Here is a 24,067-nt window from a genome sequence, read left to right as displayed (position 1 = left end):
TTACCTGTGCGTCGGTTTGTCCTGGCTGTTCCAGCTTATCCGCTTGGTTTATTAATTTTCTGGCTTGCTGGTAATGCTCCACGAAAGGTTTTTGAGCACAAAAAAGTGACTTCACCCCGAGGGAAGTCACTTTGTATATTCTACAAGAAAGTCTATTTTCCTTTGATGAGCTTCAAAAACTTGAATCCAAAGAACGATTGCCTATCTTTTTCAGTGCCCTGGACTTACGCCCCTATGCCAAGGAATTGAGAAGTCATTCACCCCGAGGTGCCGACGGGCATTGCAGGCAAGGGATTCTTCGTGCGCTACTTGCTGCCCCGCTTGAGAACATCGATACACTTACTGGTCTACATCGTCGTTTGGATGTCGATCTTCGCTTTCGTTATCAATGTGGACTTAGACTGGACCGTGAGGCTCCTTCCATCGCGACTTTAAGCCGCGTGTTCGCTGAATTAACCGGCAAGGAATTGGCTAAGCTCCTTTTTGATGATCTCGTTGTACAATGCAAGAAGGAGGGAATCATCGACGGAAGTCATGTGGCGATTGACAGTGCCGCGATTCATGCTTATGAGAAGAAGCAACCGTAACGGAAAAGCGAACGGACTGGCAATGCTAACTGGAGAGCTAAGTTCGATTCGTTTGGCAACAAGGTCATGTGGTTTGGCTACAAGATTCATCTCGCCGTCGACACAGCAAGCGAGCTGCCGATGGCGCTCTCCGTTACACTGGCTCACGTCAATGACGGCGATATGGCTCCGACTCTCATAGAACAAGTGGCTGCGGGTACACAGGTGAAGTTCTTTGTGCTTGATGCCGGTTATGACCAGCTTAAAAACTACGAAGCAGCGCGAAACGTAAAGGCGCAGGCGATTATTCCAATGAACCTTCGCAACGAGAAGGAACCACCTGCAGGCATGACATCCAGTGGCACACCCTGTTGCTCGATAGGCTATATATTGACTTATTGGGGCGTTGATGGAGAACACCTGAAATTCCGCTGTCCCCATGTCACTGGCAAGGTAGACTGTCCACTTGGGATGGCTGCTTGCTCATCTTCCAACTATGGAATGTTCGTCAAAATCGATACGAAAAACGAATTGCGGCGCTATTCAAGTCCACATCGAGACACGAAACGCTGGAAGGAGCTTTATAACGAAAGAACCAGCGTAGAACGATGCAACTCCAGATTGAAAACCTATCTCACCGCAGACGCCATGCACGTCTGGAGTATTCGAAGTTGATTTAGCTGAAATGCTAGTTTAACGGGCCCCATATTTCCACTGCCTAAACTTCATAAATGGAAATATGCAAAATGCTCAATTCATAAAAACTTTTTTCAGGTAGAACAGAGGTTATGTTGGTAAGATGAGGTAAAGTGGTTCATTCGACACTGGGTAGCCCCACCACAATACATAGTCTACCTTTCCACACCATGATTGTTGTCCTTTATATGTTATCTTCTTTTAAAAATTCAATACTAATTCTATCAACTTTCATTTCAACATACTTACCTATCAAATCGGGATAATCAGCAAAATACTCATCCTCGTCAGTAAAAACGACCCCAGTGTCAATTGAGTCCACTTGTAATAACCCCCGAAGATAGTATTGGAAGCCTTCATCAATTCGTTCCAATTCTTGCCTGCCCTCATAAATTTCACGAATAATTAACTCATCTAAAATAGTAAACCCTATTGATACAGGGTATCTCCTTCCTACTTCAATTTCATAGGGGCAGATAAAGGCAAACCCTGTAAATTCAAAACCTTCGACTTCAAGAGTTACTTCCTCTTCAATATGTGGGTCTAGTCTTTTAACTACAGCCCAATACTTCATTTCTAACACCTCTCTCCTTACTCGGCAGGATTTATTACAGGGATATTCTCTCCATTAATAGTTTTCCAGAACTTTTTGCCACTTTGAGTATGGTACGTAGTAATTTCACCATTATTATTTGTTCCTACAAATTCAAACTTTGCTTTACCATCTTTGTTATTCCCCATAAATCTAACGTAACCTGTTCGTATTTCATCCTTGTATTCGTACTTCACCTTTATGCCATTATTTATTACTTTTTTTGCACCTTCTAAATACTCATCGACATTTTTATAGAGTCCGCCAAATTCTTTTCCGTGTTTGTCAAAATGTCCTTTAAGTTTAGCACGGTCGGCAAAGTCTGACGGAACTTTACCCGTCCCCTCAATCTTCTTGCCATCCCCAGCATCGATCCGCCTGACCACAGAAGAGGTTTCATCCGGTATCCTGATAAACATCCCTTCTGGTGTTACGGCATAACGGCCTGGCTGGAGGCCTTTAGTCCAATCTTGGAACGAATTGGCGTAAGTTCGCCAATCGATCCCTTTGAGCTTCTTCAGGGGATCGGACAGCACGTTTACAGCCTGGCTTGTCTTCACCGCTTGGGTCATGCTGCTTAATGCTTCCGGCACCTTCGCCGCTTTGCCAGCCTTCTTCACGCCCATTCCCGGCACGAGAATGGAGGACACCTTGCCGATCATTTCTGCCTTTTCCTCATGCGATGCACTTTCGAAGTTCGCGTACATCTGCTTGGCTGCCTCAACCAGCACCTTTTTGTGTTGTAGGTTAATATGCAGTTGAAACAGATTGGGAAAAGTCACAAGAAATGAATATATCAAAAAATAGGTCAATCATGGTGGTATCTGACCATAATTGACCTGTTTTGTGTAACGCTACTACGATAAAAAGGTATACTTTTTCCAGACCTTCAGTACGTGCATCTTAATTTGTAAAAGTATCTTACATGTAGACCAAAGGTTATGCTAGCAATGATGAGGTATAGTGTTTCAATCTCTACTGGGTAGCCCGCCCAATAAAAAAACAGATGTACAAGTGTGACGATTCATTATTTTTTATTATTCAAGTTCTCATAAACCAATTTGAATTTACCGTTTTCAAGAACATATCTTCTCGATGAAACCTTTGCATCAATTTCATCCATATACAATAGACAAATATAAGAAAGATGTTCACAAAGAAGGTGCGACATCTTCTCAGGTTCGTTTATCCGATTTAGTTCAAGTAGTAATGGATATTCTTTGAAATCTTCTTCCTGCCAGTCATCGTCAATGTAATTATAAATCAGCCTAATATTCTCGGTTTCGGATAATTGGGCAACATTATATTCTCCCCAGTAGCTACTTTCATGCTCTTCAAAGCATATGTTTAATAGTTTTTGTAAATCTTTTGTCACAAGTTCCATATCATCATTACTTACACCAAACTTTAAGTACCTATTCATCATGGTGTCACCGTTAAACTTGGTCGTTTAAGTGCTTGTTCTACACTCTCATATAACATAAAACTTACAGGGCGACCAGCTTCCTTTGATTTCTTTTCTATAATTTCCAACAATCCAAGTCTATCAAGCTGTTTTTCATCCAGTGGTCCAATTCTATTTGGGTCAGTTTTCATTTTAAACCCACCACCTCTTCCAATCTCTAATGCTTCTAAGAATAAATCATCATTAACCAAAGCAATATCAAAATCGCTTTTTCTGTCTTGGTCAAATGGTAATCCTTTTTTGTGACTCACTCCAGTCACGGAACTTCCTTGGAATAAGATTTGTGTCCCTTCTGGAAGCTCTTCTTTCAAAGACTTTACAAAATCATCATATTGCTTATCGCTGGAAAAGCCGAAAGGAAGAGGATTTCCATTTTCATCAAAAATACGATGCGGAGGTTTACCCATTCCCTCAATCTTCTTACCATCCCCAGCATCGATTCGCCTGACCACAGAAGAGGTTTCATCCGGTATCCTGATAAACATCCCTTCTGGTGTTACGGCATAACGGCCTGGCTGGAGGCCTTTAGTCCAATCTTGGAACGAATTGGCGTAAGTTCGCCAATCGATCCCTTTGAGCTTCTTCAGGGGATCGGACAGCACGTTTACAGCCTTGCTTGTCTTCACCGCTTGGGTCATGCTGCTTAACGCTTCCGGCACCTTCGCCGCTTTGCCAGCCTTCGTCACGCCCATTCCCGGCACGAGAATGGAGGACACCTTGCCAATCATTTCTGCCTTTTCCTCAGGCGATGCACTTTCGAAGTTCGCGTACATCTGCTTGGCTGCCTCAACCACCATGTCCGGATTCTGTATAAGGTACTCTGCCGCATACAGCATATCCTGCCCCACCTGCTGAGGGTCTACGACCAGTTGGTATGCCAAGCCTGCGGTATCGACGATGCCTTCAATGATGCCGGTAAGCAGGCCTTTTGTAAAGCCCATCGTCACTTCTCCGGATGTCTTGACGAAGCCTTCCCATTTCGTTCTGCCATACGTCTCTTTTACCCAGCTGTCATAGTGGGTAAGCGGCGCTTCCATTCCTTCATGCTTGATGTATGTTTCAAAATAAGCAAAGGTGGTCTCGTTCCACTTATTGTTCTCATCAATAAGCGTTCCATCGGGCAAATGATTAGTTAACGAACAATGCCTATTCAAAAACCTGCTCAGAAGCGATGGATATTGTTGGCGGAAGCTCTCCACTCTCGATCTTCCTTAGCTTCTCCTCCAGCAGTTGATACTGCAAGGCATCCAGAGGATCAACCTGTCCCTTGGTTATAGCCTGCTGAATATATGCAAGCAGCTCTGCTTGCTCTGGCATCGGCGAACCGTCGTCCTTTAGCGGATTGTAGCAGCAGGCTTCCAGCGAATCCAGCAGGTTCATTCCCGCTAGCTTGACTTGCTCATTGTAGTAGGTATCATCCACTCCTAGTGCTCGCAGCTTCACTCTTGCTTCATTCGCTCGCACACGCGCTTCGTCCATATAACCCGAGCGCCCGAAATAGTGGTATACACTGTACTCCTGCTGAGCTTCCTTAATCGCGGTCAAGGACATTGCAATCGTAGAGAGCTTTAAGCGAGCCGCTTCCTTCTCTACTGGTGTACCGCCCGATAAGGTACGAAGCCATTCCGCGACCATAGGGTCAGCATGCACAACTGCCACTTGCTTGGACAGCAGCATATCCATCAGCTTCCTGACAAAGGAGGTCTGATCCATAATGCGATACAATTGCTTCATCGCTGGCAGTATCTGAACGCTCATTGGCGCTAGAACACCACTGCCAGCGTGTACCCCTTGAGAAATAAAGCGCTGTAACTCTGTGGGCAAGCGAGAAGATTCTGCGGATTGAAGCTTCCGCTCGGCTTCGCGCTCCAGCTGCCTGTACTCGCCAGCCGCCTGATACAGCAGCCGGGATTGCTCTTCTAATCTCCCTACCAGTTCCCTAGCCTCGTGCTGAATCTCTTGCGCTAATCGTTCGACTTGATTGGCTGCGCTCCGCACCCCGCTATCCTCAGAATATGAGGACCGAGCAGAACCAGCGGTACGATTCGCCACATTGACCATCTGAACATAGCTCGATTCCAGCTCTCTTCTCCAACACTTGAATTGCTGCGAGAGTTCTTCGATTTTATTGGGATCTGCTTGAACGTTCACTTGACACCTCCGACTATGAAACAATAACATTTCCTACATCGGAAAAATGACTCAGCTGCCTCACATCGAAGTTGTTCTCTCCACTTGATAGAAATGCATAGCTTATGATCGTAATTATGACGGACTACACAGAAAGAATAGCTCATATTATTTTCCATAATATCACATATACTTGCAATATCCCGCGTTAAATATGGCAAATTCCTATTTTAACCCATATCCCTCTATACTTTAGATACACCTGCTAGTCAGGTACAAACTATATAAAGGGGGCTTCAGGATTGGCAAAGACGCATAGAGGAAAAGGATTATGGAAATCGCCTTCCAAGGGAAGGGGATCCTGTCCGCTCTGTCTTTCTTGGAGAATATACAAGATGACTTTCTCCATTCTTGGTTTCTTGGGTTTGGTCACCCAAAAACTTCACCAAGTTGGGGTGAAGTCCATTTTTTATGCTTGAAAATCCTTGTGTATCAAGGGCTCAAGTTAATGTAAAATGCTCATTTAATAAGGATGCCGGAATGTACGTATGCGCCGGTCATATGGCTATTCGGAAGTCCCGACAGGGCAAGAAAGGCACCGGCAAAAACCAGGCAGACACCTATTATTTTGACGTGGAACAGTGCAAGCGTTGACCGTTTAAAGAGGGTTGTTATAAAGAAGGATCGAAGAGCAAAGCCTACTCTGTAACGATTAAATCTGAAGAGCATTCGGAACAGATGGCGTTTAAGGAAACAGAGTAATTTAAAGAAAAATCGAAGGAACGCTACAAAATTGAAGCGAAGAATAGCGAACTTAAACATGGACACGGGTATGATGTAGCTACTTCTCTGGTCTGATTGGTATGGAATTACAAGGTGCGATGACGATATTTGCTGTGAACTTAAAGCGGATATTGAAGTTAATAGATTGAAAACATAGGGATAAATTGAATAAAAAACGTAAGTTCTTCAGTGGCCTCGTCTTGTCTTCGGAGTTTTTATGAAGACTTACAAGAAGCTTCAGGCAAAAAAAAGACCCCGCTGCCGCTAAGAGGGCGGTGCGGGGGTCCGTATGTGTAATATTTATTGACTAGCTATGCTGAATAAGCCTCTTGATGGACTTTATCACCTGAGTATGCGTGCCTTCATGATACAAACTGAATGTCAGGAACTCTTCTACAGTCTCAAGATTAAGCGTGCGAATGGCCATCGGCTGTGCTGAGCGCTCCTGCAAACGGTTCATAAATGTCTCTTCAATACGCTTGATCTGCTCTCGAAGCAATCCGCTAAGCTCTTCCAAGGAAGGAGGAGCTTGCTCCCAATCTGCAGGCTTGGTCCCCATATTAAACCACTCCACGAAACCATCGGGAATCTTAGGAATCTCCCCTGCACGGGCAAACGCGAACACCTCCTGAACAAGATAAATGTGTCCAAGATTCCAACGGATGTTGTTGTTGAATCCATCTGGTACGACGTCTGCTTCTTGTTCGCTTACATTCTGGACAAGTTGTAGTGTAACCTCGCGCACAAAGGCGAGCTGCTTGAATAATGCTTGATCCATGATTCCACCCTTTCTATGAATCGTAGTAAGTATGAATATGCGTTCATCATACCATATCCGACCAATTAGATCATGCCAGATGAAAAAGGCTCGGAGCATTTGCCCCGAAGCGCCTTTTTCTTTCGCTCATTGTTGATAAGAATGAATGAGCTTTGCTCACGCATCGTTTATGAATGGCTGTTGATCATCATATAGATAACCTTTGCTGCTTCAGCACGGGTTGCAGGCTTGGAAGGGGCAAACGTATTGCGTCCTTGGCCTTGCATAAAACCAAGCTCGCTTGCGCCAGCAACAGCTGCCATTGCCCACTTGCTAATATGCTGCTGATCGCTATAGACTGCGGTCCTCTCCTTATTCTCTCCCGTGCCATGCTTCCATTCATAGGCTCGCATGATCATGACGGCCATTTCCTCGCGTGTAATGTGGCGGTTCGGTTCGAAGCGGCCATCGCCTGTGCCCTGAATCCATCCCGCAGCCGCTGCTGCGTAAACAGGTTCCTCGTACCAGCTTCCATGGGCCACATCCTTGAAGCGATCCACCTTGCTGAGATAAGGCTTTACTTCATAGGCTCTGACCAGCAGCTTCGCGAATTCAGCCCTAGTAAGCGCCTGATTCGGACGATAGTGGTTTTTATCTACTCCATTTACGATGTCCTTTTTCAACAAGGCCTGAATATAGTCATAAGCCCAATGAGATGCCGGAACATCCTTGAAGTGCTGAACATGTTCCGTGGATCCATTAGAATCGCTGCCCTCAGAGCCATCCCCATCGGAACCGTCCTCTCCTCCTTGCTCGGGATCTGTCGTTCCGCCTGTATGATTGTTATTTGAACCTGAGCCGCCATTCGAGCCGCCAGATCCGCTGTCCGCAGATTTCGTATGGAAGCTCCAAACATCAGAGATGGACTTTCCGCTATGGTCATCTTCTGCTTGCACGTACCATTGATAGAGCTGTCCATGCTTCAAGCCTGTCCATGTAACAGAAGCTTGGCTTCCGCTCGTAAGCTTGTCCACCTTGCCAATCTGCTGATCGGTATACAGGTTAACTTGAAAATAATCGGTCGCCACACGCTTTTCCATCGGCAACAAATCCACATCAATATCAAATTCATCCTTGTCAGGGAACGCCGCAGGATCATAGTAATTATAATCATCTAGATAAGGCGAATAGGTCTTCACATGAATCTGATTAGCATCAAGATCAAATTGCAGCAGGCGAATGTAGCCAAGTCCACCCATCTCAGCTCCTTGATAGTCTGCCAGCATCTGATATACTTTGCGGTCAGGCGTTCCATCACCATCATCATCAAGCTGATCAACCAGCGTCTCCGCATCATGATAATGACCGGACAACACCGCAATCACATTTTTATTGGGGATCACAACCTGCTCGTAGATCTGGTCAGCAATTGGGGCTCGATTACCCGATACAAGCAAATACTCATGAAAGGCAAGAATCGCCTTGCGATCCGGATGCTGCTTCAGCACATCGTCGATCCACTGAATTTCTTGGTCTCCAATATTCCAGCCCATATAGACGATGATAAAATCAACGCCGCCCGCAGAAACAAGATCATAATGACCGCGGTTGTTCTGGTAGGACCCTCCATAAGTCGGCTGATGCTTGAATCGATCTTCACCGTAATGCTGCCAGTAGTAATGGTAATCGCCTGTTTGATGAGCGACATCATGATTGCCTGCCAGCACCCCATACGGGATGCTGCTGTTATCCAGCACACTCATCGATCGGTTTGCATTGACCCATTGATAATCCTGATCTGCATCATCAACGATATCACCCGTATGAATGACATAGCGAATATCCATTGCCTCTTGCTGATCAACAATCCATTTCACATTTTTATCATAAATATCAGGGTAGCTCTCGGAGTAATACTGTGTATCCGACATCCAGATGAAAGAGAAGTCATACGGGTCCTCGGATACAGGCCTCTCATCTTGAATCATCACGTGAAGCTTGCCGTCATTATTGTAATCACCGGCTGGCACGGTATGCTTCAACTCAAAGTCTTCTGTTCCAGCGATACGGTATGTCAGCAGCTTCCACTTGCCCTCAGCAGGACTCCATGCATACATGCTTACCTTCCGGCCTTCAAGCGAGTTCCCCTTCCACTCCACCTCGACTCGGTCAGTCGCTTTGACGCTTGAATCCAAGGTGATATCGAAGCGATGATAAGGGAATTTTTCCGTCGCATCATCTGTCAAATACAGGCCGTCAGCAGCCTTGATCTTGTTGTAGTCCTCCTTCGTCATCGCTTGCTCCCCACCCGGAACCAGCTGTCTCGGAGGCTCTACTTCGCTTGATCCTCTGTAGCCTGCAAAGCCTTGTGCACGTGAAGCATCATAATGGAAGCCTCTTAAAAAGATCGCACTCATCGTATCATTCAGCGCATCACGGACTTTGACTGCCAGCACCGGATTCACCGACACCCCCGTCTCTCCATCCTTAACCGAGATAACCGCTGGCTTGTCTGGATTCTCCACTGGCGTCTCAAATGAAACCGTCGTTACAGCCTCGTTGCCTACTTTGTCAGTCGCTTGAATGACGAGCGTATGTTGGCCAGGTGTAAGCTCTCCGGATGAAGCTGCATAAGGCAGCTTTATCTCTTCACCGTCCAAGCTGGCCTTGACGGCCTCAACCCCAGACAGCTCATCCTTCACTTCAGCCTGAATCACAAATTTCCCGCGGTAGGTCTTGCCATCCTCCAAGGAAGGTGAGATCTGTGGAATGGTGTTATCAATCTTCACAACAGCCGATACCGTAGATTGATCTGGTGCAACGGCTTGTACGGTGTATTCGCCGTCTTGAAGCTTCGTCGTATCCCACTTGGCTGCCTTCGCAGCCAGATGCTCATTCGTAATTTCAAAGCGCAGAGGAAGAGCCTCCAAGCGACCAGAGCTGTCGCCCATCTTAATCTCCTGCTCCTTGTCACTGTAGGCCGAATCATAGATTGCGGTACCATCTGCAAGTATAAGGCGGACATTGCGCACCTTGAAATCATCCTTGTTTTCCTCTGGACGATCATCAAATGGTCCGGACTTGGTTCCAGCCCGAATCGCAATCTCATTGGTGCCTAGATGGAGTCGGTCTGAAGCAATCGGATAAGACAAGGTCGTATAAATGTTAATGGGATCTAAGAACGTATAGAGAATGTCTTCTCCCATCGTAACCGCATTTTTAAAGTAATAGTTGACTTCCGTTGTATCAAAAGCAAAGATCGGGTCGAGCTCTAATGCCCGGAACGTATCCTGTGCTTCTTCGCCAGCAAGCTTAAGCTTCAATTGCTCGGCATCCACCGCATTCGCAGAAGCCTTGATCACCTTCGTGCCGCGTACGAAGTCGCCGTCTTTCACATTCAGTCGGAGCGGAGTTTCTTGAACGCCGCCTGTAATGGCGATGTCTCGGGTTGGCGTCGTTATCGTATGGAATCCATCGGACACTTCAGCATAGTACGTGAGTGACGCTTGACCGATAAGATCGGGCGAGTAGATCGTATAGCTGTACAGCTTGTCATTATAATTTTCATACAAATAGCGCTTCGTAAAAGTGCTGGATCCGCTGGTCTTGTAGTAGAGCGCCACCGTCTTGACTTGTTGATCATCCTTCGCATCCAGCACGATCTTCACATCGTCAGTCTGCTGCACCTCTTGCGGCTTCGTCAGATCAGTAACAACGGGCTCTGCTTGATCCTCTTCATGAACAGCTGCTGGAGGTACTTGAGCGGGCTCCCATATTCCCGGCGTTGCCGGCTTCGTTCCCGAGTAGATGGGCAGCATAACACCTGTGCCGTCTGTCGAATAGCGATAATGCGTGCCTTGATTCTCCACATTTACGATACTGCCGTCATAGTAGGCTGAAGCGATCTCCTTATGGGTGTTCGTGCCAATCACCACACCGCGACGTGAGCCATTTGCCATGCCATCGCTGTATATCTTCACGATATTCTCATTCTCCACAAGACTCGTCCCAAAGGCATGGTTGAAGTCGTCGACGGTCTTGCTTGAGTTGGCTTTATTGATCACCCAGAACACCATCGTCTGCTTGGATCTAATCATCAGGTCTTCACGATCCGTCGGCCACACCACATCCGCATCTGGGCCTGAGTCGGTATAACGGTAGAAGATCTTATAGTCTTTAAAGTTTATATCGTTGTCCGTGTTGTTATAGATCTCAATGAACTCATAGCCGTCTGCATCGCCAACATTGGAACTGTTAGGCAGCAGCTCTGTAATCAGCATCGGCGAAGGTTGTTCTTTGCCCGTTGGCACAGGTGCAAGCTTCATGTGAACGTCAGGAGACTTTACCAATTGAAGCTCATCTTGTGCCTGAATATAATAGCTCAGCGTATTGGCGCCAAGCAATTCCGTGTAAGGGATCACCGTCCCATAAGTCGCGCCCGTGACAGTCAATGGCAGATTCCGATACTCCTGCTCCAGCTCAGTCTTATAGTAGACATCTGCGGTAACCGTCCCAATATAATCAGAAATTCCAGCATAGACAGGAACATCAAGGCCCGTATAGATCTCTTCTTGGGAGACATGTTCGATATTGAGCGATAAAGACGGTGCGGCAGGTACTAGCTGCTCTTCTGTTACCGTTCCTGGTGTGGCTGGCAGCGTGCCAGGCGCATCCATCATCACCATTGCTGTTGTTCTTGGCACAGGATGCTGATAGAACATGCCTTTGTCCGGCTTGGTCTGCTCATCGTTGTCGTAGGAGGCTTGTACGATGTCCACGCCTGCCCCGTCTCTAATGATTACGGTTCTTGGTCCCGAATTAGACATGCCGTCGCCCGCATCCATCCGGAACAAGTTTACATTTTCAACTAACGATGTCCCAAATACCGTGTTGAAGTCCTGCGCGGTCTGCTTACCGTTCACACTATTCATCAGCCACAGCACAATGGCTTGTTTCGGTTGAATAAGAGCTTCAGGCGCTGCTAATTCCCACTCTTTCTCGCTGCCGCCATTCACATAATATAGATGCTGCTGTTTCATATCAATTGGGGTGTCCGTCGCATTATAAATCTCGATAAATTCATAGCCGTCCTTGCTAGAGATGTTGGTGGTGTCTGGGACCATCTCAGTAATCAGCAGGGCTGGTGCTTGTCCGCCAGCCATCGCATGCCCAAGGCCTGGTGCCGGCAGCAGGCCAACAAGAAGACTGCACACCATCACAAGTGAACTCCATTTTCGATAAGTACGCTTTTTCATGATTTCTTACCCTCTCCTCTATAAGATGACTAACACGCATGTACAAGAGAGTATATCGAATGGATGTTAATGGAATATCATGGGCATGTATAGATCCTGTAAATGGATTTGCGACCCTGCCCGCCACGCTACTACTGCTTCCTTTTCTCCAACATAAAACGACCACAAAAAAAGCCAGCCATAAGATTCTGGCTCGCCTGATCATACGAAAGAGCATCAGGCCGGAAGATTTCTCCTATGCCTCATGCTCTTCTTCGCTTATGGATTAGTGCGCGCTTATCTTAATTGAACGCTCTCGTACTATCATGCCAAACCATCATGCCATTCCCGCAGCGGCAAATACCCGGTCAAAGCCCGCTTTGGAGCGCTGCATAAGCACTTCTGGCGACTCTGTCGATGGAGCCTCCGTCAGGATTTCTTGAGCAACCACACCCGTATAACCGATCTTCTGCAAGCCCTGAAGGAAACCAGCTAGATCGATGACGCCCTCCCCCGGATACAGGCGCTGATTGTCTGCAGCTTCAGATACAGGAACATCTGGTGCGTCGTTGATATGGACATGCACGATCTGCTCAGGACGGAGCTTCTCAATATCTGCAACATTCAATTCATTTGTATACCAATGGTACGCATCGAACAGCAGGCCGACATTCGGCTCCCCAATGACCGCGATCAGATCGAGTGTCTCCTCCAACGTCCAGATAAAGGGATGCTTCCACTGTGTTCTCAAATGATGCGGACCGACGAACTCCAAGCCTAAGCGGATGCCGTAAGCGCCAAGAATCTGTGCGCATGTACGCAGCCTTCTCGCTGCCTGCGCCATGAACGGAGCTGGCTTCAAGTCTGTCGATGGCAGGATATACGTGCAGCAGCTTGTGCCCCCTAGTGCAGCCGCCGCTGCAGCGTAAGTGGCCAGCTTCTCCAAGCCTTGACGAAAAGCTTCCTCGGTCGTTCTCCACTCGACAGGCAGTCCAATCGCACCCAGCACAATACCATGCTGCTGAAGCAAGGATCTCGCACCGTCCACGCCATGACGCGCGATAAGCGCAGCGGCATCGAGATCCACCGCTTGAAATCCATACGCAGCAGCCAGCTCAATCATGCGTTCCTCGCTCTCAATTGAACCTAAGCCTGCACTCGTAACTCCTCTAAGCATATGTCCTTCCTCCTCTTGTTGCTTGTATGTGTATCGTAAACCTTCATTAGGATGTTGCTTCTGTCAGATGCCGCTCCAGTCAAGTCGGACTTCATGCCCCGTTCGAGACGATTCATATATGGCATCAAGCACCATATTGTTAGTCAGTCCGGTCCAAGCAGAAGACATAGGTTCTTTGCCTTCTCGGATGCATTCCAAAAAGTATCGGCTGAGTCGAAGCCGTTCGCCTTCATCTTCCTCTGGCTTCTTCAGCTCCACCTCAAATGGCCGATCGAACCTTTCCATCAGGAGCTTCCCTGTCTCCCCACGATAGCTGGCTCCTCCTTCTGTGCCCATCAGATGGATGAACGGCGTATTGTCAGTATCCATATGAACCGCCCAGCTCACCTCTAGCGACAAGGCAGTGCCATCTTCCATCTTGATTAGAGCGGTTGCGAGATCCTCCACATCAAAGACGCCGTTCCAATTCGGCTTGCCCCAAGTGCCAATCCCTCTTTGCTTCGGTCCAAACTCCGCATAAGTGGCGCCATATACCGATACTGGCTTAGGATTGCCCATAAGATACAACGCTAGATCCAGCATGTGCACCCCAATATCGATCAGCGGGCCGCCGCCTGATTCGTTCATGCGGGTAAACCATGTCCCCCAGCCTGGAATCCCTTTGCGGCGGTACCATCCAGTCTTAGCCGTATAGATACGCCCAAGCTCACCGCGATCAATCTGTTCCTTGATCATCATCGGCACGGACTCAAAACGCATCTGATGGCTAACCATCAGCAGCTTGTCCGTTTGACGCGAAGCCTCATAAATTCTTCTTGCCTCTGTTCCATTTAGCGCCATTGGCTTCTCCAACAGGACATGCTTGCCGGCCTTCAAGGCTTTAATCGCTAGATCTGCATGATATTGATTCGGCACACCGATGATAACCGCATCCACTTCCGGATGCTTAATAAGCTCATCAGGTGTATCCAGCACATGCTTGATCCCATGCTTCTCTGCCCGCTTGGCTGCCTGCGGACGAAATACGTCTGTGATAGCGGTTAGTTCACACTCATCGCCAAGCCTCGAAAATTGAGCCGCATGCACCCCGCCAATATTGCCGGCTCCAATGATTCCAATCTTCACCTTGCTCTCATTCATGGCAATGCCCCCCATTGTCAAGAAATGCTCCATAAAAAAGATTTTCATTTATTTTTGTATTGCTTCACTCCTGCTCCTATGTTAATAGTAACTATATCGAAAAGCATGCGTGTTTTTCGAAAAATGTCCCAATTCTTCGGGAGGCCAATATTCTGTATGACGCATATTCCGGATTATTTTCGATCCTATCCCAATATGAACAGCAAAAGTTCGCTTCATATCAGCTTGAACCACATCCCGAACGGGTTTAGAGCCCATCGCCATGATTTCTTGGAGTTTTCATTTGTGATAAGCGGTCAGGGCAGAGAAAGGATCAATGATACGATGCATGCGATGGTGCCAGGCACCTTCACCTTCGTTCTTCCCTATCAGGTGCATGAGATCTTTACCGATCCTGGCGAGACGCTTGTACTCTACAACTGCATGTTCAGTATGGACCTTCTCATGGAGAAAAATCAGGACGAAGGATTTCTGGCATGGATGGACCAGCATGACACGCAGCCCTCCATCTTGTTGGAAGGGGCTGAGCAGACACAGATGACTAGGCTGATTGAGGACTTGGCCAACGAATATGAGCATGATGAAGCGTGGAAGCATTCGCTCATTCAGATCAAGCTCAAGGAGATCCTGATTAGATTCGACCGAATCAGACGCCGTCTTGAAGGCATCAGCCCTCAGGTGCGCGCCTCAACGACGAAGCAAGCTGCGGTGTGGCCCATGATTCAATATATCCACCACCATTATCAGGAGGAGCTCAGCTTATCAGGGCTTGCTCAGGGCTTCAATATGAGCGCATCCCGCATCAGCGAGCTGGTGAAGGAGACGACAGGGCAGACCTTTGTTCACTTCCTTCACGATCTGCGCATCCGCCATGCCACAAGCCTATTGGCTACGACCGATATGAGTGTTGCTGAGATTGCGCTGGAAGTCGGATACGGTTCCTACAACACTTTTTCTCGCGTATTTCGTTCGATGAAGGGTGTTGTGCCTAAGGACTTCCGCAAGCGGCGGATTGAGCTTCGAACCGAATGATTACACAAAACAGATGCAACACCTGTACATTTGTACAGGTCGAATGAGTCTCTCGTCACATATGGATATGGAGAGCAATATGCATCGATACCCAAGCTAGCGATGAAGCATTGTAAAGGATCGATGCTAAAGGAGAGGAATAGCCTTGTCCAGACGATGGAACCGTACAACCGGGTATCGGCCGCCAGCATCCGCATCTGAACAAGTTGATTGCGATACAACAATGGATTCCACACAGGCTGATCGCAGCAATCCTTCATTGAATCGAAAGCCTTCAACAAATCACTCCAGCAAGAGAAGGAACATGCGTTTGACCCAATCTCGCAAGCGGAAGCTGCCGCCTCAAGTAAAACGCTTATTGGGCAGCAATAAGCCCGCTTCCCTATTTACAGCTAGACGCAGGCAGGCTTATCGCCGATCAGCGCTTCGTCACAGAGCGTTCAAAGACATGGCGAAATAGTGAATAACAGACCAATATTTATCAGAAGGAAAAAGGCTGAACCGAACGCATCTCACATGCTTCGGGCAGTCTTTTTTAATGTCTTATTAAAAGAGATCAGGTGCAAGGCATAACCTATAATTATCCGGCTCATCCTATGAATTGCCTTATATTGTTGATTGAGTCCTGTTGCATCAGCCTTTATAATGATGAACAACACAACTTTATCACAGTAAAGCAATAGGACATCAAAGAGGAGAGTTGTTATGTCGAACATCACGAAAGAGAAGATCGTCGAGAGCGTGCCTCAAAATGGATTTTTCGGACATCCAAAGGGCCTCTTTACCCTCTTCTTCACCGAATTCTGGGAACGTTTCTCCTATTATGGAATGAGAGCGATTCTCGTATTCTTTATGTACTATGAAGTTACAAAGGGCGGCCTAGGCTTTCCTGAGGAATTGGCGCTTGCGATTATGTCGATTTATGGATCGCTCGTCTACATGTCGGGCATCATCGGAGGCTGGCTAGCCGATCGCATCTTCGGGACATCAAAAGCTGTATTCTATGGCGGAGTCCTGATTATGCTTGGACATATCGTGCTGGCCATTCCAGGCAACGCCACATTGTTCTTTGTCTCCATGATTCTCATCGTATTAGGGACAGGCTTACTGAAGCCGAATGTCTCCAGCATGGTGGGAGATATCTACAGTGAGCAGGATAACCGCCGCGATTCAGGCTTTAGTATTTTCTATATGGGCATTAACCTTGGAGGCTTCTTGTCTCCACTCGTTGTCGGTACGGTCGGCATGAACAATTTCCACCTCGGTTTCAGTCTGGCTGCGATCGGAATGTTCATCGGCTTGGTCGTATATGTCATTACTCGTAAAAAGAACCTCGGACTTGCTGGAACGGTAGTCGTGAATCCGCTGTCCAAGGAAGAAAAAAAGAAAGTCTTTACGATCATTGGCGCAGGCATCGTAGTGATCGGCATCTTGGTTGCCATCAGCATTCCGCTCGGTATTCTGACCTTCGATACATTCATTAAGCTCGTCGGGGTCTTGGGCATTCTGATCCCTACCCTTTACTTTGTGTTTATGTACCGCAGTCCGAAAACAACCGCTGTTGAGCGCTCTCGAATCATTGCTTATATTCCATTGTTTATCGCATCGATTATGTTCTGGGCGATTCAAGAGCAAGGCTCCACCATTCTTGCCAATTATGCAGACAAACGCACGCAATTGGAATTCGCAGGCCTTCATATCTCACCTGCCTGGTTCCAGTCGTTGAATCCGCTCTTTATTATCACGCTAGCACCGTTATTCGCGTGGATGTGGGTGAAGCTTGGCAATCGTCAGCCGTCCATCCCGCAAAAATTCTCGCTCGGTCTGCTGTTTGCCGGATTGTCATTCCTGATCATCCTGCTGCCAGCTTACTTTGGTGGCGCCGATTCCTTGGTAAATCCATTGTGGCTCGTGCTCAGCTACTTTGTTGTTGTGATCGGCGAATTGTGCTTGTCACCGGTTGGCTTGTCTGCAACAACGAAGCTTGCGCCAGCAGCCTTCTCCGCGCAAACGATGAGCTTATGGTTCCTGTCCAATGCCGCGGCACAAGCCATCAACGCGCAAATCGTGAAGTTCTATACACCTGAGACTGAAATGATGTACTTTGGGGTCATTGGCGGTGCTGCACTCGTGCTCAGCCTTCTGCTGTTTATCCTGTCTCCGAAGATCCAGGGCTATATGAAGGGTGTAAAATAATAACTGTGTCTGGATGATTGTGGTATATTTCACATGTTATCCGTCACATGAACTTCATCATTTGAGTACAAGCAGGCGATCTCACTCCTGCAAACTCCTGCAATTAGGCATGGCAAACAAGCCGCGCTATAGCATAGTTTCTACCCAAACAGCCGTCAAAACATTGGTTTTGGCGGCTCTTTGCATGATCCTCATTTCAACAGACTCCATAATCCAAGAAGATAGCTATTCCCTTGATTTTCTAGACTAAAGTCTTAGGCGCCACCTTCCCCATAGTCAGGAGACACCCTTCTCCATATTATGATATCCTCTTTATATGTGTTAGTTTATGTAGAAAGGAAGCGAAGGTCGTTGTTCTCATATGCCATAACAGACAGCAAGGAAAAACGATGGCTGCTTGGACTCATGTTGTTTGTACTCGTGATGTCCGCATCGATCGTTCTTTATTATGGAGATTATTTTCTTCTAGGTGATCCTGCGAACCCCAACAATGACGATGTGAAATATATTCAAACCGCGAAGCTGCTGCTGAATGAAGGTACGCTTGCATACAATACTGGAACGGAGCCTTCTGCATTTATTATGCCGGGCTTCCCTCTCATTCTTGCTGGCTTCCTAGCCTTGTTTGGGCAAGATGGCGGAGGCGTCATTGCCTTCCGCTTATTTCAGTGTGTGCTGCAAGCAGGCTCTTTGTACTTTGTATTTATTATTGCGCGGTATATGTTCAATTCGAGAATAGCCCTGATCGCCTGTATGGTAAGCGCCCTCTATCCTCCCGACTATTTCTCATCCGGCGTTATTTTATCCGAATCCTTATTCCGCATTGTGATTCTAATGCTCGTCCCTGCGCTCATCTCTGCCGTACAAGCCAGACGCTGGCAGGGATATGTGCTTATTGGGATGCTGACAGCTGCTGCTGCTTACTTTAAACCGCATGCCTCTCTCTTTCCTGCCGTTCTCATCGTCTTATGGTGGAAAGAAAAATACTCGTGGAAAGAGATGCTTAAGTTTACGTGCATGATCGCCTTAACCTATATGGTGCTGTTGTCTCCATGGTGGATGCGCAACCTCATTACGTTTGATCGATTTATATTGTTCACGGATTCGGGCGGGAGCCCTTTTTTGCTTGGCACTCAAATCTTCAATTGGAATCTACCAGCAGGATTCTTCGAGGCCTATCCGCAGTATGATCCGTCGACGATCTATCACGGGGCCGACGCTGACGCCGTAGCCAAGGGCCTGGACATCTTAAAATACGGCTTTACGCATCAGCCGCTGCTGTATCTGCTCTGGTACACGCTGGGCAAGTTCATCGGGCTTTACTTTGAAGCTTATTATTGGCTGCCTCTGCTTGGTGTAGGGCTAATAGAAGCGCATATCATTCAGGGCCTGCTGGTCATTATGAGTCTGATAGGCATGCGCATGTCACGAAAGACAAGCAGCTGGCGCCATCGCTTGCCCCTGCTGCTGACCATCCTATATTTTACGGTCATCTATATGCCTTTTATCACGTTCTCACGGTATGGCTACCCGAATATGGTCTTTCTGCTCATGTACACAGCAGCCGCCATCGATTACTTCCTTCATCCGCATGACTATCACCTGAAGACGAAGGTGAAGAAGCCGTCTGTTCAGGTTGAACAAGAGAGTGCGTAAGCTTAAGCTGGCATCGAATGCCTTATGATACGCAAAAGGAAAACAAGTCAAAAGGATCTCAGCCTCTGCTTGTGCAGATGTGCATGAGATCCTTTGTGATGTTACGCATGAATCGAGAGGTCCGCAACCATTCACACCCAGGAACCATCCCTGAATACCTAGCGCTTCGCCTTGTAAAATTCATGATACAGCTTCATCAACGCACGCTTCTCAATGCGCGAAACATAGCTTCTGGAGATGCCGAGCTCCTTCGCGATCTCCCGCTGCGTTCGTTCTTCTCCGGTTCCATCGAGACCAAAGCGGCCGCGAATGACCTCCTGCTCACGTTCGTCCAGGATATCAAGATTGCGATAAATCTTGCTCTTCTCGATCTTAAGCTGGACCTTATCCACCACATCGTCCGTTTCCGTAAACAGAATATCGATGAGGGTGATTTCATTCCCTTCTTTATCCGTCCCGATCGGATCATGCAAGGAAACATCCTTGCGCGTCTTCTTCAGGCTGCGAAGATGCATAAGGATCTCGTTCTCGATACAACGAGCCGCAAACGTCGCAAGCTTCGTCCCTTTGTTCGGCTGGAAGCTCTCAATCGCTTTAATCAAGCCGATGGTGCCTATGGATATAAGATCCTCAAGATCTTCTCCGGTGTTGTCGAACTTCTTGACGATATGCGCCACTAGCCGGAGGTTATGTTCAATCAGCATATTACGTGAATGGGCATTGCCCTCTGCCATCTGTGTAAGATGCTTCAGCTCTTCCTCTTCGGATAAAGGCTGGGGAAAAGCATTATTTTTAACGTAGGATACAAGCAGCGAGATTTGCTTGATAAATAAAGCGATCGTTGACAAAAATCCAAACATTACTCCACCTCCTAAGACATGAACGAACCCATCCGAACAAGGGAACGTTACATTCTATGTGGGCGGAAGCCTATGCGTGCCTGTACGGGCAAAAAGCTTTTATGTCAACTTTTTTGTTCAATCCTTCTTATCGTAAGTAAAGGTAAGCTTCACAGGCTCTGTCATGCCATCGGTCGACAAGTAGGCATCGCATGTTCCTTTCAGGTTGCCGGTAAGCTTAACTGTGAATTCGAAGCTTCCCGTTTCGGTGCTTCTCACCTCACTATTGTGACGAACCTTGCCTTTGGAATCGACAATCTTCAGATATACCTTAGCCAGATTGCCGTCCATCAACAGGCCATCGATCGTTAGTGTCTTTGCAGATTCATTGACGTCTACAGTTGTGCCGTCGATTGGCATCACCTCTTCAGCGCCTGAGAGGTTGTATAAGCCAAACTCAAAGAAGGAATATCCGTAATCCGTATTACGCTTGATGCCTTGGAATTTGACATATCTTGCTTGGACAGGCTTGAAGCGAACCGTCTCCTTGCCGTCATGCGCCGTAATGATGCCGTCATTGTCCTTGATCACATTGGTCCAGTTCTGTCGATCGTTGGAAATGAGAAGCTTGTACGTGTTCGCACGAGCCAATTCCCAGTCAATCCGAAGCGTATCGAATGATTTGACTTCGCCAAGGTCAACCTGGAACCAACTGTCATCCACATAGTTGCTGGCCCATCTTGTCGAGGAGAAGCCATCTACAGCATGCTCAGGCACCAATCTACTGCTGGAACCTTCAACCGATGAAGCCGTTGCAGGCTTGCCTTCAGCTAGGTTGCCAACAAGATTATAGACCTCTTCCTTCAATGCCGTATAAGCGGTATCCGTGATCATCTTCGCCTCAGCCAATTGATCCAGTCTTGTGCGAAAGCCAAGCAGGTATTTGTTGAATTGAACAGCATCCGTTCCTTCGTAACGCTTCATCAAGGCGATATAATTGTTCAACGAACGAGGGGCGCGCGAAGTCATGAACTGCTTCTGCTCTTCAAAGCGCTTCACATGCGTGCTCATCGTGTCAGCATTCGCGGCAGCCGTTATGATATACGTAGTCGTTTGAGATTTGGCGGCTGTAACCGTAATATCCAATCTGTGCTTGCCTGGTTTGCCGGTTAAGTCGATTGGCGTTCCAGAGGTGTAAGGCTTGCCATCAAATTGGGCTGTGACCTTTACTAATCCGCTGCCGTCATCATCCTTGACATTCCAGGTAAATTGCACGGTTTCCGTATCCGGTACAACCGTATCTCCTTCCATCATGTGACCATTGAGGAATACGTCTACCTCAGGTGCCGGGCTGTTATTTACAACATATGTTCCCTTCGTGAACTGGTACAGCCAGTCGTACATTAAGCGCAAGCTCGGGTCCTTGCTGACCGCCAAATTGCGAATCGCGTCATTGCCTTGGTAATAGGCCTTGAAGCCCTGATGCATTAAGCCTGTAGAAGCTCCGCTGTTCAAGTAATCGATAAAGCGCTCGCGGAATACGCCATCTGTCAGCATCCGGTCATCAAACTCAATTTCATTGGACATTCCATATTGCTTGGCAAGATTCGCGGCATCTTCCAAGCGATCAGCATCCATATCGCCAAAAAAGTAGTTCGGCTGAAAAGCTACGGCATCAAATCCTACGTCTTTCCACATGTAGCTCTTATAGGCCAAAGAATGCGGGATCCAGAAAAACTTCATGTTCTTGCCATGAACCTTGTCGCTAACCGATTTGATCAAGGCCGGTCCTGTTGCGCTTGTGCTGATTTGCTCTTCCAGCCAGTACATGCCGACAAGCTCCAGATTAGAATATTGTTGTGCCTGCCATATGTTCTGTACCTGATCAAGCCACCACTGGATGGCCTTTTCTCGATTCTCGAATGCCTTCTCCTTGCCCACAGCGGAGTCGTTGAAGCTCTCGGTTACACCGTCGCCATCAACATCACCAAAGTCATTCAAATATTCCCCTGGATTCGGAATCATGAGGACAACCTTCATTTTATGATCAGGCTGATTCAGCTTGCTTCCGACTTCCTTCGTCGCTTCATTTAACTGCTGCATGTCGCCTGCAGCGGCGAATGTTTTGTCTAAGTACCAGTTCCAATCTCCTAGATTTGTTTGTCCAAGACCGAAGTCACGACCAGCAGGCGAAGCAAGCCCAAGATATAATACACCGTCAAACATCCAATCCGTAGGCTCTCCATCCTTATTCACATAGCTGATATTAGGGATGATGCGTTCCTTATTCCAGTCTCCCAAGCCATTGGCATACTGACCGTTATACAGCAAATTCAAGTTATGGATACCTGCTGTTGCTTCACCCGGCGGCAAAAAATGAGGCTGTTCAGCAGGTACCTTGACCGCACCTTCGACCATTCCGTCCGTACCCATAATTTCGATCTCATCTACGTATTCCCATTGGGAATGATGCATCGTAAAGGTTACTTTCACATAACGGGCATATGCCAGCTTGCCATCTGTGTTCCCGCCCTTGATGCCGTCACGGTTCCCATCCCAGACATACGTCTCCTGTCTAGGAGGACCTTCTCCCCATAGCAGCTGCGTTGCATTGTGGGAGAGGAGCCCCCAATTCACTTTATCATCTGACACATACATCGATACGGTTAGCGGTACCAAAATAGAGTTCGCAGGATAGTCTTGAAAAAAATGGGCGCTAATCCTGCCGATTGACTTCTCCTCGCCGAGATCAAACATGACTTCACGCGTCTTGCCGCGAACATGTCCTACCCACGCCGGATCATTCATATCTAATGAAGCATATTTGCCATCTGTAAGCTTGCTCCCGTCATCAGGACGCGACGCGGCTGGCTGCTCAGACCATTCATATGGCAGTCCTGCTGCGAGATTGCGGAATTGGGCCTGATCCATACTAGAGGCAGATGTGTTTGGATGAGGCTCCGGCGCTTGCTGCACCGGATCTGCAGCTGGTTCATTCGCATCCGTTGTCTGTTCGGTTACAGCTTGTGGATTCTCCGCAGCACGTTCTCCTTCTATCTGCTCGATCTCTTCCACTTGTGTGATCACAGAATCCGAATCCATTGGCTGGGCGTAAATTGAAGATAGTGGTGACATGAGCAGCACGGCTGCCATCAGAACAAAAACCCATTTTTTATTGGAATACATAAAGGTCATCTCCTTTTCATTGTTCTCAAGTACAGACAGTTCAGCATTTCATTCATCTGTATTGCTGTTTCGGACGATGCTAGATTTAGATCCCCCCTTTCAAAAGTGCTTCTTCCGAGCGCTTTATCTTATATACATGCGGATGATAAGTCCTCACACTTTTACACTGATTTCACTAATTAGAGGCACTAAAGATCATTTGTGAAATAATTTGCTTTCCGACCACATCAAGGCTTGACCAAGTTGTCCTCTATCTTGTCTAGTTTGCGAATCCAAGTTCAGCAATCTACCAGCAATATTGAACCTGTATGGCAAAACGCTCAAAAACGACCTTGCTTATGGATAGGTACTGAATTCAAATGGAGAATTGAACTCTAGCGAAGTTAGCGCTTACAAGAGTGCAATGGAGAGAAACTTTTCCCGGGCAATAATTTCTTCATCATGGGGCTTGATCTCATGATAAAGGGAGTTCAAGCCGAAAGACAAGCAGCATAATTTGAAGGGCTGTGCAATATTTTCGCACGCAATTAGACATATTGTGATACAGCGCAGCAGTAAGCATCGCAGCCCATCGCCATTCAAAACAACAACAGCAGAACCGCCCAATATCGTGTCGTT

At 47.4% G+C, this 24,067-nt stretch carries 15 protein-coding genes and 2 pseudogenes; 6 read left to right on the top strand and 11 right to left on the bottom strand.

Features of this window, described 5'->3' with window-relative positions; translation table 11 throughout:
* Positions 1-131: 131 nt before the first annotated feature.
* Positions 132-1,235, top strand: a pseudogene (locus B9Y93_RS01350) (transposase); the annotation flags it as partial.
* Positions 1,236-1,446: 211 nt separating this feature from the next.
* On the opposite strand, the gene B9Y93_RS01345 reads toward B9Y93_RS01350, so the two are convergent.
* From B9Y93_RS01345 to B9Y93_RS01325, 5 genes are all read right to left on the bottom strand, one after another.
* Entirely contained in the window at positions 1,447-1,836 is a 390-nt protein-coding gene (locus tag B9Y93_RS01345) for a hypothetical protein (RefSeq protein WP_085492562.1), read from the bottom strand.
* Between the two features lie 17 nt (positions 1,837-1,853).
* Positions 1,854-2,516 carry a hypothetical protein gene (locus B9Y93_RS01340; RefSeq protein WP_139829125.1) on the bottom strand — a complete coding sequence of 221 codons (663 nt, stop codon included), beginning with the start codon at positions 2,514-2,516 and terminating at the stop codon, positions 1,854-1,856.
* A gap of 365 nt (positions 2,517-2,881) precedes the next feature.
* Positions 2,882-3,277 carry a hypothetical protein gene (locus B9Y93_RS01335; RefSeq protein WP_085492560.1) on the bottom strand — a complete coding sequence of 132 codons (396 nt, stop codon included), beginning with the start codon at positions 3,275-3,277 and terminating at the stop codon, positions 2,882-2,884.
* A complete protein-coding gene (locus tag B9Y93_RS01330) occupies positions 3,277-4,260 on the bottom strand; it encodes a hypothetical protein (RefSeq protein ID WP_139829124.1) in 984 nt (327 codons plus the stop codon). Before B9Y93_RS01330 ends, B9Y93_RS01335 begins: the two co-directional genes overlap by 1 nt.
* Before the next feature lie 205 nt (positions 4,261-4,465).
* Positions 4,466-5,470: a hypothetical protein gene (locus B9Y93_RS01325; RefSeq protein ID WP_085492558.1), complete on the bottom strand. Its 1,005-nt coding sequence runs from the start codon at positions 5,468-5,470 to the stop codon at positions 4,466-4,468.
* 501 nt (positions 5,471-5,971) lie between these two features.
* On the opposite strand from B9Y93_RS01325, the pseudogene B9Y93_RS01320 reads away from it, so the two are divergent.
* A pseudogene (locus B9Y93_RS01320) lies at positions 5,972-6,381 on the top strand (transposase); the annotation flags it as partial.
* 158 nt (positions 6,382-6,539) lie between these two features.
* Here B9Y93_RS01320 and B9Y93_RS01315 read toward each other — a convergent pair.
* The 4 genes from B9Y93_RS01315 to B9Y93_RS01300 form a co-directional block, all read right to left on the bottom strand.
* Positions 6,540-7,010 (bottom strand): DinB family protein, encoded by a 471-nt coding sequence (locus B9Y93_RS01315; RefSeq protein ID WP_085492557.1) that lies wholly within the window; start codon positions 7,008-7,010, stop codon positions 6,540-6,542.
* Positions 7,011-7,177: 167 nt separating this feature from the next.
* Positions 7,178-12,244 (bottom strand): S-layer homology domain-containing protein, encoded by a 5,067-nt coding sequence (locus tag B9Y93_RS01310; RefSeq protein ID WP_085492556.1) that lies wholly within the window; start codon positions 12,242-12,244, stop codon positions 7,178-7,180.
* A 316-nt stretch (positions 12,245-12,560) separates the two neighbouring features.
* Complete coding sequence (locus tag B9Y93_RS01305; protein ID WP_085492555.1) at positions 12,561-13,400, bottom strand: sugar phosphate isomerase/epimerase family protein; 840 nt, start codon at positions 13,398-13,400, stop codon at positions 12,561-12,563.
* Positions 13,401-13,463: 63 nt separating this feature from the next.
* The gene (locus B9Y93_RS01300) at positions 13,464-14,540 is read right to left on the bottom strand and encodes a Gfo/Idh/MocA family protein (protein ID WP_176228818.1); all 1,077 of its coding nucleotides are present in this window, start codon (positions 14,538-14,540) and stop codon (positions 13,464-13,466) included.
* A 156-nt stretch (positions 14,541-14,696) separates the two neighbouring features.
* Here B9Y93_RS01300 and B9Y93_RS24315 point away from each other — a divergent pair, with 156 nt between their 5' ends.
* From B9Y93_RS24315 to B9Y93_RS01280, 4 genes are all read left to right on the top strand, one after another.
* Positions 14,697-15,572 (top strand): AraC family transcriptional regulator, encoded by an 876-nt coding sequence (locus B9Y93_RS24315; RefSeq protein ID WP_176228817.1) that lies wholly within the window; start codon positions 14,697-14,699, stop codon positions 15,570-15,572.
* Between the two features lie 145 nt (positions 15,573-15,717).
* Positions 15,718-16,032: a hypothetical protein gene (locus B9Y93_RS01290; protein ID WP_085492554.1), complete on the top strand. Its 315-nt coding sequence runs from the start codon at positions 15,718-15,720 to the stop codon at positions 16,030-16,032.
* Positions 16,033-16,277: 245 nt separating this feature from the next.
* Positions 16,278-17,768 carry a peptide MFS transporter gene (locus tag B9Y93_RS01285; protein ID WP_085492553.1) on the top strand — a complete coding sequence of 497 codons (1,491 nt, stop codon included), beginning with the start codon at positions 16,278-16,280 and terminating at the stop codon, positions 17,766-17,768.
* 351 nt (positions 17,769-18,119) lie between these two features.
* The gene (locus tag B9Y93_RS01280) at positions 18,120-19,424 is read left to right on the top strand and encodes an ArnT family glycosyltransferase (RefSeq protein WP_176228816.1); all 1,305 of its coding nucleotides are present in this window, start codon (positions 18,120-18,122) and stop codon (positions 19,422-19,424) included.
* 158 nt (positions 19,425-19,582) lie between these two features.
* Here the strand turns inward: B9Y93_RS01280 and sigK are convergent, their stop codons facing one another.
* Both sigK and B9Y93_RS24445 read right to left on the bottom strand, forming a co-directional pair.
* Entirely contained in the window at positions 19,583-20,284 is a 702-nt protein-coding gene (gene sigK / locus B9Y93_RS01275; protein ID WP_085492551.1) for an RNA polymerase sporulation sigma factor SigK, read from the bottom strand.
* A gap of 117 nt (positions 20,285-20,401) precedes the next feature.
* A complete protein-coding gene (locus B9Y93_RS24445; RefSeq protein WP_176228815.1) occupies positions 20,402-23,449 on the bottom strand; it encodes a DUF4855 domain-containing protein in 3,048 nt (1,015 codons plus the stop codon).
* Between the last annotated feature and the right edge of the window lie 618 nt (positions 23,450-24,067).

Origin of the sequence: Paenibacillus aquistagni, from assembly GCF_900177815.1 — a bacterium.
Taxonomy (GTDB): Bacteria; Bacillota; Bacilli; order Paenibacillales; family Paenibacillaceae; genus Paenibacillus_B; species Paenibacillus_B aquistagni.
This window is presented reverse-complemented; position numbering and strand designations above follow the sequence as displayed.

Bases quoted from the DNA above. Each gene is read 5' to 3' on its own strand.
- B9Y93_RS24315 (WP_176228817.1), top strand. From the start codon at position 14,697: ATGACGCATATTCCGGATTATTTTCGATCCTATCCCAATATGAACAGC.
- B9Y93_RS01315 (WP_085492557.1), bottom strand. From the start codon at position 7,010: ATGGATCAAGCATTATTCAAGCAGCTCGCCTTTGTGCGCGAGGTTACA.
- B9Y93_RS01340 (WP_139829125.1), bottom strand. From the start codon at position 2,516: ATGATCGGCAAGGTGTCCTCCATTCTCGTGCCGGGAATGGGCGTGAAG.
- B9Y93_RS01345 (WP_085492562.1), bottom strand. From the start codon at position 1,836: ATGAAGTATTGGGCTGTAGTTAAAAGACTAGACCCACATATTGAAGAG.
- B9Y93_RS24445 (WP_176228815.1), bottom strand. From the start codon at position 23,449: ATGTATTCCAATAAAAAATGGGTTTTTGTTCTGATGGCAGCCGTGCTG.
- B9Y93_RS01310 (WP_085492556.1), bottom strand. From the start codon at position 12,244: ATGAAAAAGCGTACTTATCGAAAATGGAGTTCACTTGTGATGGTGTGC.
- B9Y93_RS01300 (WP_176228818.1), bottom strand. From the start codon at position 14,540: ATGAATGAGAGCAAGGTGAAGATTGGAATCATTGGAGCCGGCAATATT.
- sigK (WP_085492551.1), bottom strand. From the start codon at position 20,284: ATGTTTGGATTTTTGTCAACGATCGCTTTATTTATCAAGCAAATCTCG.
- B9Y93_RS01330 (WP_139829124.1), bottom strand. From the start codon at position 4,260: ATGGGCTTTACAAAAGGCCTGCTTACCGGCATCATTGAAGGCATCGTC.
- B9Y93_RS01335 (WP_085492560.1), bottom strand. From the start codon at position 3,277: ATGAATAGGTACTTAAAGTTTGGTGTAAGTAATGATGATATGGAACTT.
- B9Y93_RS01285 (WP_085492553.1), top strand. From the start codon at position 16,278: ATGTCGAACATCACGAAAGAGAAGATCGTCGAGAGCGTGCCTCAAAAT.
- B9Y93_RS01305 (WP_085492555.1), bottom strand. From the start codon at position 13,400: ATGCTTAGAGGAGTTACGAGTGCAGGCTTAGGTTCAATTGAGAGCGAG.